Raw genomic sequence first — 12,128 nt, forward strand, 5'->3', positions numbered from 1 at the left:
CGTGGCGTGCGAGTAGCGGTCAGGCCCGCTGCTCACACGCCGCTACCTGCTTGCGCAGCGGCAGTACGTCGAGAATCTCGATGCCGAGCTGCTGGATCATTTGTCTGACCGAGCCGCCCGTTTCTAGCCTTGCCGCCTGGCGGCTGGCCTGCAGTTCGGCGTTGAGAATGGTGAATTCGACCGCTTTCATGTTGGGTATGAAGCGGGTGGTCAGGGTCTGGAACCGTCGTTCGCCGTTGCGCGAATAGATGATCAAACAATCCATTGTTCTATGCCCCCCGTAATCTGTGGATGCAGTGCCGGCTAGGTTGGCTGCGCCAGAGGCAAGGCGGGCACCGTTTCTGGCCAGCGTTTCGATGATCCTGCGATCAGGCCGGGTGCCGTGTCGCTACGCGTGGCAGCGAACGTTGTTGCGCATGGGTATGCAGGCCCTTGCGGTACGGGTCTGTTGCCCGAGCCCGCAGCATAGGCGAGAAAATCGCCTGAAGAAAGTTACTGCGCCAATTGCGACAACCGTATGAACCCTCGCGATGGTCTGATCGACGGCAGGCCGCGAGCATCAATGAGGACTGGCCGGCGCGTTGCCCTGGACGCATTGCGATGGCTCAGCCGCGGCGTTGCAAGCCTGCCCAGGCAACGGCGCCGAGAATCAGCAGACCGCCAATCAGCATCCCGGTGGTGGGCACCGAACCGAATAGCAGCCACGCGCCGGCGATGGCGTAGATCGGCTCCATGGCGATCACCACCGCCGCGGTATGGGTGCGCACATGGCGCAACGAGGCAATGAACAGGCTGTACGCCAGCGCCGTGCACAGCACGCCGAGTGCCAGCAGTTGCCACCAGTCGTGGCTGGCGATCAAGGGCAGTGCCGGCAGGCACCCGGGTAACAGCGCCAGGCTGATGGCCAGGCATTGCCACCAGCACGAGGACAAACCATCGACCTTGCTGGAAAAATGCCTGTTGGCGACCGCGATGGCTGCATAGCTGGCGCCGGACAGTACGCCCCAAAGCAACCCTTCGGTAGCGCCATCGCTCAGGTCGAACGAGGGCGTGACGAAGATCAGACCTGCCGATACCAGCAACAGGATCAGGCTGTCGGCACGGCCCAGACGCTGGCCGAATACCAGCCGCTCGATCAGTGCGGTGAAGGCTGGGAACGAGGCGAAACCCAATGTGGCGACCGCCACGCCACCGGTCTGCACCGCATGGAAAAACACGATCCAATGGGCGCCCAGAGCGATGCCAGTGGTCAGTAGCCTGGCCATGGTGCCGCCACTCACACCACGCCAGGGGTGCCTGTTCAGGAACAGGCAGATCAGGCTCAAGGCCAGCAGGGCGAACGCGGCCCGGCCAAACACGATCATGCTCGCGCTGACGTTGAGCGATTCGCCGAACAGCGCGGACACGCCGACCAGCAGCGCGGCGCAGTGCAGTTGAAAATGGGCGATGCGATGGCTCATGGGACCCGTGCCTGGTGAGATGAGCGAAGAATGCCAACGGCCGCGTGTCCCGTAAAACGGATTATAGTGCGGGCTGTTATCCGCTAATCGAATGGTTGGACATGGCCCGGCAGGATTTACAGATCGATTGGTTGCAAGCGTTCGTGGCGGTGGTCAGTAGCGGCTCGCTGACCGCAGCAGCCGTTGGGCTGGCCCGCTCGCAATCGGCAGTGAGCATGCAGATCAAGAAGCTCGAGGCTGCCGTGGGCCGGCAGTTACTGTTGCGCGGTCCGCGGCACTTGAGCCTGACACCGGCTGGCGAGGAGTTGCTGGGCTATGCCCACAAGCTGCTCAGGGTGCACAGTGAAGCGGTGCTGGCGCTGGGCGGCGTGCGGCTCGTTGGTAAAGTGTCGCTGGGCATTCCCGATGACTATGCGTTGGGTTATCTGACGCCCCTGCTCAACGACTTCGCCAGCGGGCAGCCGGCGGTCGAGGTCAGCCTGGTGTGCGAGCCGTCCACCCAGTTGATCCCCAAGGTCGAGAGCGGTGAGCTGGATGTCGCCATCGTCACGCGTGACAAGCCGCAGCGCGGTGCGCTGCTGTTTCGCGAAGAGCTGGTGTGGGTCGGTAACGCGCGCCAGGAAACCTGGCGGCAAACGCCGTTGCCCATTGCCGTCTACGAGCTGGGTAGCCAGGCCCGCAACCGGGTACTCAAGAGCCTCGAAGTGCTCGGCCGCGATTACCGCGTGGTGTACAACAGCCCCAGCGTGGCCGGGCAACTGGCTGTGGCGCAAAGTGGTGCCGCGCTGGGTGTGCTGACCCGCTGCTGCGTGCCAGCCAGCTTGCAGGTACTGGGGACGAGCCAGGGTTTGCCGGGCCTGCCGATGCTCGATGTGGTGGTCATCCGTACGCGTGCACCGGCATCGCCGGCGCTGGTCGATGCCTTGCATGACCAGGTGCTGCAGACCCTGCGTCGGGATTTCGAATAGAAGTCGGCTATAGTTCGAGGCCCCAACGCGGACATCCTCGAGGATCTTATGACCTGTGCAGCCCTGGGAATCGATTACCCGATCATTCAGGCGCCGATGGCCGGCACCGCCACGCCGGAACTGGCCGCGGCTGTGAGCAATGCCGGAGGCCTGGGCTCGATTTCGATCGCCGCCGTGAAGGCCGATGTCGGGCGTCAGATGATCCTCGCGACCCGCGCCTCGACCCGCCGGCCGTTCAACGTCAATGTGTTCTGCAATCGTCCCAGCATCGCCGATGCGCTGGTCGAGCAGGCTTGGCTGGACCATCTGCAGCCCTATTTCGCCGAGTTTGGCGTCGCCGCGCCCCAGTCCATCGGGAATATCTACAGCAGCTTCTATGATGACGCTGACCAGCTTGAGGTGCTGCTCGAGCAGCGCCCGCCAATCGTCAGTTTCCATTTGGGGCTGCCGCCTCAGGCGCGTATCGATGCGCTGAAGAAAGCAGGCATCACCCTGCTGGCATCGGCCACCACGCTGGAAGAAGGGCGCCTCCTGGAGGCCGCCGGCATCGACATCATCGTTGCCCAAGGCATCGAGGCGGGCGGCCATCGCGGGGTGTTCGAACCGCAACGGGGCGACCAGGGCATTGGCACGTTGGCATTGGTACGGGTATTGGTGCGTCACCTGTCGCGGCCGGTGATCGCCGCTGGCGGCATCATGGATGGTGCCGGTATCGCGGCCGCCATGGCCCTTGGCGCGTGCGCCGCGCAGTTGGGAACGGCCTTCATCCTCTGCCCCGAGTCAGCTGCCAACGACGCCTACCGGCGCATGCTGAGCAGCGAGCGGGCGCAGGTTACCCAGGTGACCACGGCGATCTCGGGCCGCCCGGCGCGCGGTATCGTCAACCGCTTCATGGCGGAGGTTGGAGCACCGGGGCATCCGCCCGTGCCGGGTTTCGGCATTGCCTATGATGCCGGCAAGCAACTCATCGCAGCGGCCGCCAAAGCTGGCGACGCGGAATTCGCTGCGCACTGGGCAGGGCAAGGGGCGGCGCTGGCTCGCGCGCTGCCGGCTGCCGAGCTGGTGGCGGTGCTGCAACGCGAGTACCTCGCGGCCTGCTAGCCGTTTGCCCGAGTGCGAACGACCCGGCTGGACATGCTGGGCGCACTCGGCAAAATTCACATGACGATGCGATGGCTCAGGCTGACGGCAGCGCCGCCGCCGGCCTGTCTGCCTCAGGCGCTGTGCAGCAGCACTTCCTCGATGGCGTCGTTGCGCATGGGGGCCTCCACGCCGGTCAGTTCGCTGATCAAGGCCCACTGCTGGTCGAGTTCCTGGCTCACGGCACCGAGGCGGGTGATCATTTTCGAGGCTGCCGAGCGCACACCGCTGTCATCGCTGCGCAGCAGGTCGAACGACAGTGCGGTCATGGCGGCCGTCATGTGAGTGATGGTGCGGGAGGTCAGGGTGAGCAGGTCGGTCAGCTGTTGTTCTTTTGCGTTCATCTCGCGCTTCCTTGACTGGACGAGTCGATGCATTGCATGGAGGGGATGGAGCAGGCCGTCATATCCTTGAGTCAGCCTAGCGGACGCCGTTCACAAGCCGGAACCGTCGCATGAGAAAAAGCATATCACTGTCACACCGGGTGCTGGCAAGATGCGATCAGGCGCGAATGAAAATATATTCCATCGGCCGGCTTTGAATCGCAACGCCGCGGATTACGGCGGCTGCAGGGCGGTGGTACAGCGTTTCACATATCGCTCGTGGATAATTATTCACGGCTCCGTGCGTGTGCAGGGCGGCAGCGTTTAAACTGCGCCGCACCAGCGCGGTCCGCGGCTCGTTTTGCAGGCGTCGCGTGTCTGGGGCGGCGCTGTAAGAAGTTGTCGCATGCCGGCAATGCCGGCCTTCGAGCACCCCCTACAATCTTTCGCATCGCCAGCCCCAGGCTGGCGTGTCTCGTCAGGAGAATCCGATGTCAGTTCAGCACGCCCCGGTGCAACGCGCCGATTTCGACCAGGTGATGGTGCCCAGCTACGCGCCTGCCGCGTTCGTGCCAGTGCGTGGGGCAGGGTCGCGCGTGTGGGATCAGAGCGGTCGTGAACTCATTGATTTCTCCGGTGGCATTGCCGTGAACGTGCTGGGCCATGCCCATCCGGCGCTGGTTAAGGCGCTGACCGAGCAGGCCAGCACGCTGTGGCACGTGTCCAATGTGTTTACCAACGAGCCGGCGTTGCGGCTGGCCAAAAAGCTGGTCGAGGCCACCTTTGCCGAGCGCGTGTTCCTCTGCAATTCCGGTGCAGAAGCCAACGAGGCGGCCTTCAAGCTGGCCCGTCGCGTGGCCCACGACCGCTTCGGCGCCGACAAGCACGAGATCATCGCCGCCACCAACAGCTTCCATGGGCGCACCCTGTTCACCGTCAGTGTCGGCGGCCAGCCGAAGTACTCCGATGGTTTCGGGCCGAAGATCCAGGGCATCACCCATGTGCCCTACAACGATCTCGCGGCCCTCAAGGCGGCCATCAGCGACAAGACCTGCGCCGTGGTACTGGAACCGATCCAGGGTGAAGGCGGCGTGCTGCCGGCGGACCTGGCCTACTTGCAGGGCGCCCGTGAGCTCTGTGATCAGCACGACGCGCTGCTGGTGTTCGACGAAGTGCAGAGCGGCCTGGGCCGCAGTGGTCACCTGTTCGCCTACCAGCACTACGGGGTGATTCCGGACGTGCTGTCCAGTGCCAAGAGCCTGGGCGGCGGTTTCCCGATTGCCGCGATGCTGACCACCGAAGCATTGGCCAGCCACCTGGCCGTGGGCACCCACGGCACCACCTACGGTGGCAATCCGCTGGGCTGCGCGGTGGCCGAAGCGGTGCTCGACGTGGTCAATACCGCCGAGGTGCTCGATGGCGTCAAGGCCAAACACGAGCGCTTCAAGACCCGCCTGCAGCGGATCGGCGAGCAGTACGGCGTATTCTCGGGCGTGCGTGGCATGGGCCTGCTGATCGGCGCGGTGCTGTCCGACGCGTGGAAGGGCAAGGCGCGCGCCTTCTTCGACGCGGCAGCCGAGGAGAATCTGATGATTCTCCAGGCCGGCCCGGACGTGGTGCGTTTCGCGCCCAGCCTGGTGGTCGAGGATGCCGACATCGACGAAGGCCTGGATCGCTTCGAGCGCGCCGTGGCCAAGTTGGCGGCCGCGGTCTGATCGGTCTCGCTGGCGGCTCGGGTGCCGCCCATGTTCATACATGCACGACCGGGCGAACCGGTCGGCACCAGGGACGCTGGATCTCGCTGCCGGGACAGCAGTCTGCGGATTCTGCTGAAGGAGTGACACCATGCTGGTGATGCGCCCCGCGCGAATGACCGACCTCGCTGAAGTGCAGCGCCTGGCTGCGGACAGCCCGGTTGGGGTCACCTCGCTTCCGGACAACGCCGAGCGCCTGCGCGACAAGATCGCCGCCTCGCAAGCCTCGTTCGCCGCCGAGGTCAGTTTCAATGGTGAGGAACGCTACTTCTTCGTCCTCGAGGATACGCAGTCCGCTCGCCTGGTGGGCTGTTCGGGCATCGTCGCTTCGGCCGGTTATTCCGAGCCGTTCTACAGCTTTCGCAACGAGACCTTCGTTCACAATTCCCGTGAGCTGAAAATCCACAACAAGATCCACGTGCTCTCGCTGTGCCACGACCTCACCGGCAACAGCCTGCTGACCAGTTTCTACGTGGAGCGCTCGCTGGTCGACAGCGTGTGGGCCGAGCTTAATTCGCGCGCCCGCCTGCTGTTCGCCGCCTGTCACCCGGAGCGCTTTGCCGATGCCATGGTGGTGGAAATCGTCGGCGAGAGCGACGATGCCGGCGAGTCGCCGTTCTGGGATGCGGTGGGGCGGCATTTCTTCGGCATGAGCTACGCCGAGGCCGAGCGCCTGTGCGGCTTGCGCAGCCGTGCCTATCTGGCCGAGCTGATGCCGCACTATCCGATTTACGTGCCGTTGCTGCCCGATACGGCGCAGGAATCCATGGGCCTGGTACACCCACGCGCCCAGGTGTCCTTTGACATCCTCATGCGCGACGGCTTCGAGACCGACCACTACATCGACATTTTCGACGGCGGGCCGACGTTGCACGCGCGCACCTCGGGCATCCGCTCCATCGCCCAGAGCGTTGTGGTGCCGGTGGTACTCAGCGAGGCGGCCAAGGGCGGGCAGGCGTATCTGGTCAGCAACGAGCACTTGCAGGAGTTTCGCGCGGTGATCGCCGAACTCGACTGGGCGCCCGGCCAGCCGGCCGTGCTCGACCCGCTCACCGCGCAGACGCTCGGCGTTGGCGAAGGCGGGCAGGTCCGGTTGGTGGCGGTATGAATCTGTCCGCGATGAACGCCACGCGTCTGGCTCGCAGTTTTCCGGAGGCATCATGATCGTTCGCTCCGTACGTGCCGGCGACCTGCCGGCGTTGATTGAACTGGCGCGCAGCACGGGGACCGGCCTGACCACCCTGCCGGCCAATGAAGCGCGCCTGGCGTATCGGGTCGGCCGCGCCGAAAAGACCTTTCGCGGCGAGGCCGAACGTGGCGATTGCGACTACATGTTCGTGCTCGAAGACGACGACGGCCGCGTGCTTGGCATTTCCGCGATTGCCGGCGGGGTGGGCCTGCGCGAGTCCTGGTACAACTACCGGGTAGGGCTGACCGTTTGCGCGTCCCAGGAGCTGAATATCCACCGTAAGGTGCCGACGCTTTTTCTGGCCAACGACCTGACCGGGCATTCCGAGCTGTGCTCGCTGTTCCTGCACGCCGATCACCGCAGCGGCCTCAATGGAAGGCTGCTGGCCAAGGCACGGCTGCTGTTCATCGCCGAATTCCGCGAGCAGTTTGGCGACAAGATCATCGCCGAGATGCGCGGCGTTTCCGATGAACAGGGTCGCTCGCCATTCTGGGAGTGCCTGGGCCGGCACTTCTTCCGCATGGAGTTCTCCCAGGCCGACTACCTCACCGGCGTTGGCAACAAGGCCTTCATTGCCGAGCTGATGCCCAAGTTTCCGTTGTATACCTGCTTTCTGTCCGAGGCCGCCCGTGAGGTGATCGGCCGGGTGCACCCGGACACCGAGCCGGCGCTGGCGATGCTCAAATCCGAGGGCTTCAGTTACCAGGGCTATGTCGACATCTTCGACGCCGGCCCGGCCATCGAGGCGGAGACCGCGAAGATCCGTGCCATTCGCGACAGCCAGTTGCTGGTGCTGGCCATCGGTACGCCTGGTGATGATGCGCCGGTGTACCTGGTGCACAACCGCAAGCGTGAAGAGTGCCGCATCACCGCGGCACGGGCGCGCATGGCTGCCGGTACTCTGGTGGTAGACCCACTCACGGCCAGGCGCCTGCGCCTGACCGTGGGTGACCAGGTGCGTGCGGTGGCGCTGGCCGCGCACGCCTGAAACACCGCTGTGCCGTGAGCGGGGCAACCTGCTCTTGACCAGTGATGCCGCCACAGAGCGGCAGCCGTCAGAACAAGGTCGTCGCCCGGCGGCGGCCCGTGGAACCGTGAAGCCTGGAGTTGAAGACCATGAGCACGCATTACATTGCAGGTCTCTGGCAAATTGGTCAGGGCGATAGCCTGCAATCTCTCGATCCGGTCAGCCAGCAGGTGCTCTGGGAGGGGCGCGAAGCGAGCACCGCGCAGGTCGAAGCTGCCGTGCTCGCCGCGCGCCAGGCATTCCCAGCCTGGGCGGCGCTGCCCGTGGCCGAGCGGATCGCCGTGTTCGAGCGGTTCGCCGCAGCGCTGACGCGCAGGCAGGACGAGCTCGCCCAGGCCATTGGCGAGGAAACCGGCAAGCCGCTCTGGGAGGCCGCCAGCGAAGTTGTCAGCATGATCAACAAGGTGGCCATTTCACTGCAGAGCCAGGCCGAACGCAGTGGAACCAGGCGCGCCGTGCAGGGCGACGCCAGCAGCGTGCTGCGCCACAAGCCCCATGGTGTTGTCGCAGTGTTCGGGCCGTACAATTTTCCGGGCCACCTGCCCAATGGGCATATCGTGCCCGCGCTGCTGGCCGGCAACACGGTGGTGTTCAAGCCCAGCGAGTACACGCCGAAGGTCGCCGAGCTGACGCTCGGGTGCTGGATCGACGCCGGCGTGCCGGCCGGCGTGCTGAACCTGGTGCAGGGCGCCCGCGATGCCGGTGCCGCGCTGGCTGCCAGTGCGGGCATCGATGGCCTGTACTTCACCGGCTCCAGCCGCACCGGCAACCTGCTGCATGCGCAGTTCGGCGGCCGGCCGGAAACCATCCTTGCCCTGGAGATGGGCGGCAACAACCCGCTGATCGTCGAGGCAGTCGCCGATATCGACGCCGCGGTGTACTGCATCATCCAGTCCGCCTTCCTCTCGGCGGGCCAGCGCTGCACCTGCGCGCGGCGCCTGTTGGTGCCCGAGGGCGGCTGGGGCGACGCCCTGCTGGCGCGCCTGGTCAGCGTGGCGGCGAGCCTCAGGGTCGGTGCTTTCGACGCCCAGCCGGCGCCGTTCATGGGGGCGGTAATTTCCCTGGATGCCGCTCAGCACCTGCTCAAGGTGCAGGCGCGGCTGATCGACAAGGGCGCGTGTTCGTTGCTTGCCATGAGCCAGCCGCTGGAGGGCGCCGCCTTGCTGACGCCGGGCATCATCGACGTGACCGCTGTGCAGCCGCGTGCCGATGAGGAGGTGTTCGGGCCGCTGTTGCAGGTGATTCGCTACAGCGATTTCGACGCGGCCATCGGGGAGGCCAACGCCACCCGTTTCGGCCTGGCCGCTGGCCTGCTGTCGGACTCGCGCGAACGCTACGAGCAGTTCTGGTTGCGCAGCCGCGCCGGCATCGTCAACTGGAACAGGCCGCTGACCGGTGCCGCCAGCAGCGCGCCGTTCGGCGGCGTTGGCGCCTCCGGCAACCACCGTCCCGGCGCCTACTACGCGGCGGACTACTGCGCCTATCCAGTCGCCTCCCTGGAAAGCGAGCGGCTGGCGCTGCCGGACAGCCTGGCGCCGGGAGTCAGCCTATGAGTCGCCCGCTTGCCTCGGCCTGTGAGCTGAACATCGACGGCCTGGTTGGCCCGACCCACAACTACGGTGGCTTGTCGCACGGCAACGTTGCCTCGCAGAACAACAGCCAGGTGGCCTCCAACCCCCGCGAGGCCGCACGCCAGGGCTTGGCGAAGATGAAGGCGCTGATGGACATGGGCTTCGCCCAGGCGGTGCTGGCGCCCCAGGAACGGCCGGATGTACAGGCCCTGCGCAGCTGCGGCTTCAGCGGCAGCGATGCCCAGGTGATCGAGCGTGCCGCCCGTGAGGCCATGCCGCTGCTGGTCGCCAGTTGTTCGGCGTCGAGCATGTGGACGGCCAACGCCGCCACCGTCAGCCCCAGCGCCGACACGGCGGATGGGCGGGTGCATTTCACCGCTGCCAACCTCAACTGCAAGTTTCACCGGTCCATCGAGCATCCCACCACCAGCCGGGTGCTGGCGGCGATGTTCGCTGACCCGCGCCATTTCGCGCACCACGCGGCGTTGCCGGCGGTCAGCCAGTTTGGTGACGAGGGCGCTGCCAACCACACGCGCCTGTGCCGCGACTATGGCGAGCCTGGCGTGGAGTTCTTCGTGTTCGGCCGCAGCGCGTTCGACCTGCGTCTGCCGTCGCCGCAACGCTATCCGGCGCGGCAGACCCTGGAGGCGTCACAGGCGGTGGCGCGCCTGCACGGGCTGAGCGACACGGCGGTGGTGTTCGCCCAGCAGAACCCTGCCGTGGTCGACCAGGGCGTGTTTCACAACGACGTGATCGCCGTGGGCAACGGCCAGGTGCTGTTCCACCACGAAGACGCCTTCCTGGACGGCCCGCGGGTCATCGGCGAGCTGGGCGACAAGCTTGCCCGGCTTGGCGCGAACCTCCAGACGGTGCGCGTGCCACGCCAGGTGCTGGGTGTCGAAGACGCGGTGCGCTCTTATCTGTTCAACAGCCAACTGCTGACCCGTGCCGACGGGCGTATGCTGCTGGTGGTGCCGGAAGAATGCCGCGGCAACCCGCGTGTCTGGGCCTACCTGCAAACCCTGCTGGGTAGCGACGGGCCGATTGCCGAGGTTCGTGCGTTCGACCTCAAGCAAAGCATGCAGAATGGTGGTGGCCCGGCCTGCCTGCGCCTGCGGGTGGCCTTGCAGGCCGAGGAGCTGGCTGCCATGAACCCGGGCGTGATGCTCACGCCGACGCTTTACCAGCGGCTGCTGCAGTGGGTCGACCAGCATTACCGTGATCGCCTGAGCGACTGCGACCTGGCCGACCCGCAGTTGTTGAGCGAATGCCGCACTGCCTTGGATGAACTGACGCAGATCCTTGGACTGGGCCCGGTTTATCCCTTTCAATTGAATTGAGTCGGCTCGCTGCGAGCCGTTACTGACCTGGAGTACTTATGAGCGACGCCCTGCAACTGATCCTCGAAGACAGCGACGGCACCCAGCTGGAAACCTCGTGCACGCGGTTTGCCGTGCTCTGGCAAGGCAAGGAGGTGTGGATCCAGCAGGTCGGCAACGGCCAGCTGATGATCGGCGTCGACGTGGCCGAGGGCGACACCGAATACGCCAACTTGCTGCTGCGCCCGCTGGCCACCAACCTGGTCAGCCTGGAGCTGGAGATGGAGCCGGCTGACGACGGCGCCGATGACGATCATGTCCATGGCCCGGACTGCAATCACTGAGGATCGCCCATGCTCGCCCTCGGTAAACTGCTCGAACTGACCCTGGCCGGCCATGAGCCCGCCTCGAAGATCCAGTTGACGCCGGAGGGCACGCGGCTGCGCTGGCTCGCCGAGGGCGCGCTCGAAGTGACGCCGGCGGCTGGCCGCGACAACGGCATGGACCTGCTGCTCTCGGCCGGCATCCACGGCAACGAGACGGCCCCCATCGAACTGCTCGACCGCCTGCTGCGCGGTATTGCGCGCAACGAACTGCAGCCGCGGGCGCGTCTGTTACTGCTGTTCGGCAACCCGCTGGCGATGCGCCGTGGCGAGCGTTTCGTCGAGCAGGACCTCAATCGCCTGTTCAGTGGCCGTCATGAGCTGAGCAGCGGAGCCGAAGCGATGCGCGCCTGCGAGCTCGAACACCTGGCATCGTCGTTCTTCGCCGATGCCGAGCGCACGCGCCTGCACTATGACCTGCATACCGCCATTCGCGCTTCGCGTATCGAACAGTTCGCCCTGTACCCCTGGGCCGACGGGCGACAGCAGTCGCGCCACGAGTGCGCGCGCCTGCAGGCTGCCGGTATCGACGCGGTGCTGTTGCAGAGCAAAGCCTCGACTACCTTCAGCGCCTACACCTACGCCGAACTGGGCGCCGAGGCGTTCACGCTGGAGCTGGGCAAGGCGCGGCCGTTCGGGCACAACGAGCTGGTCAATCTTGATCGCCTGGAAATGCGCCTGCGGGCGCTCATCGAAGGGGCCGAGCCGCCCGTGGACGAGTCGGCCCTTGAGCGACTGCAACTGTTCGCCTTTGCCCGTGAGGTGATCAAGCACAGCGACGCTTTCACCCTGCACCTGCCCGCCGATGTGGAAAACTTCACCGAGCTGGCGCCCGGCTACCTGCTCGCCGAAGACCTGGCCAGCAGTCGCTGGGTGGTGGAAGAGCAGGGCGCACGAATCATTTTCCCCAATCCCAAGGTGCACAACGGCCAGCGTGCCGGCATTCTCATTGTGCCCGTCGATGCCTCACGGCTGGGATGACCGTCCGCCCCAG

General features: G+C 65.6%; 12 protein-coding genes. 9 read left to right on the forward strand and 3 right to left on the reverse strand.

Annotation, left to right across the window (positions count from 1 at the left end; translation table 11 throughout):
- Nucleotides 1-19 precede the first annotated feature (19 nt).
- A complete protein-coding gene (locus tag ACZ0AV_RS20825; protein ID WP_499152783.1) occupies nucleotides 20-265 on the reverse strand; it encodes a hypothetical protein in 246 nt (81 codons plus the stop codon).
- Nucleotides 266-605: 340 nt separating this feature from the next.
- Entirely contained in the window at nucleotides 606-1,460 is an 855-nt protein-coding gene (locus ACZ0AV_RS20830; protein WP_499152784.1) for a DMT family transporter, read from the reverse strand.
- Nucleotides 1,461-1,561: 101 nt separating this feature from the next.
- Between ACZ0AV_RS20830 and ACZ0AV_RS20835 the strand changes: the two genes are divergently transcribed.
- Together ACZ0AV_RS20835 and ACZ0AV_RS20840 are read left to right on the forward strand one after the other, a co-directional pair.
- Nucleotides 1,562-2,428, forward strand: coding sequence for a LysR family transcriptional regulator (locus tag ACZ0AV_RS20835; protein WP_499152785.1), 867 nt, complete (start codon nucleotides 1,562-1,564; stop codon nucleotides 2,426-2,428).
- Nucleotides 2,429-2,476: 48 nt separating this feature from the next.
- Nucleotides 2,477-3,529, forward strand: a complete 1,053-nt coding sequence (locus ACZ0AV_RS20840; protein WP_499152786.1) for an NAD(P)H-dependent flavin oxidoreductase — start codon at nucleotides 2,477-2,479, stop codon at nucleotides 3,527-3,529.
- A gap of 113 nt (nucleotides 3,530-3,642) precedes the next feature.
- On the opposite strand, the gene plzR is transcribed toward ACZ0AV_RS20840, so the two are convergent.
- A complete protein-coding gene (gene plzR / locus ACZ0AV_RS20845) occupies nucleotides 3,643-3,912 on the reverse strand; it encodes a PlzR type 4 pili assembly inhibitor (RefSeq protein ID WP_499152787.1) in 270 nt (89 codons plus the stop codon).
- A gap of 470 nt (nucleotides 3,913-4,382) precedes the next feature.
- Here plzR and ACZ0AV_RS20850 point away from each other — a divergent pair, with 470 nt between their 5' ends.
- The 7 genes from ACZ0AV_RS20850 to astE all read left to right on the forward strand — a co-directional run bounded on the left by ACZ0AV_RS20850 (nucleotide 4,383) and on the right by astE (nucleotide 12,115).
- Entirely contained in the window at nucleotides 4,383-5,606 is a 1,224-nt protein-coding gene (locus ACZ0AV_RS20850) for an aspartate aminotransferase family protein (RefSeq protein ID WP_499152788.1), read from the forward strand.
- A 130-nt stretch (nucleotides 5,607-5,736) separates the two neighbouring features.
- Nucleotides 5,737-6,753: an arginine/ornithine succinyltransferase subunit alpha gene (aruF, locus tag ACZ0AV_RS20855; RefSeq protein WP_499152789.1), complete on the forward strand. Its 1,017-nt coding sequence runs from the start codon at nucleotides 5,737-5,739 to the stop codon at nucleotides 6,751-6,753.
- Nucleotides 6,754-6,805: 52 nt separating this feature from the next.
- Entirely contained in the window at nucleotides 6,806-7,822 is a 1,017-nt protein-coding gene (gene astA / locus ACZ0AV_RS20860) for an arginine N-succinyltransferase (RefSeq protein WP_499152790.1), read from the forward strand.
- 128 nt (nucleotides 7,823-7,950) lie between these two features.
- Nucleotides 7,951-9,414, forward strand: a complete 1,464-nt coding sequence (astD, locus tag ACZ0AV_RS20865) for a succinylglutamate-semialdehyde dehydrogenase (protein WP_499152791.1) — start codon at nucleotides 7,951-7,953, stop codon at nucleotides 9,412-9,414.
- Nucleotides 9,411-10,772, forward strand: coding sequence for an N-succinylarginine dihydrolase (gene astB / locus ACZ0AV_RS20870; RefSeq protein WP_499152792.1), 1,362 nt, complete (start codon nucleotides 9,411-9,413; stop codon nucleotides 10,770-10,772). Before astD ends, astB begins: the two co-directional genes overlap by 4 nt.
- 38 nt (nucleotides 10,773-10,810) lie before the next feature.
- Nucleotides 10,811-11,095 carry a hypothetical protein gene (locus tag ACZ0AV_RS20875; RefSeq protein ID WP_042553126.1) on the forward strand — a complete coding sequence of 95 codons (285 nt, stop codon included), beginning with the start codon at nucleotides 10,811-10,813 and terminating at the stop codon, nucleotides 11,093-11,095.
- A gap of 9 nt (nucleotides 11,096-11,104) precedes the next feature.
- Nucleotides 11,105-12,115, forward strand: coding sequence for a succinylglutamate desuccinylase (astE, locus tag ACZ0AV_RS20880; RefSeq protein WP_499152793.1), 1,011 nt, complete (start codon nucleotides 11,105-11,107; stop codon nucleotides 12,113-12,115).
- Nucleotides 12,116-12,128: the final 13 nt, after the last annotated feature.

It is taken from the genome of Pseudomonas sp. AC532 (assembly GCF_979258965.1).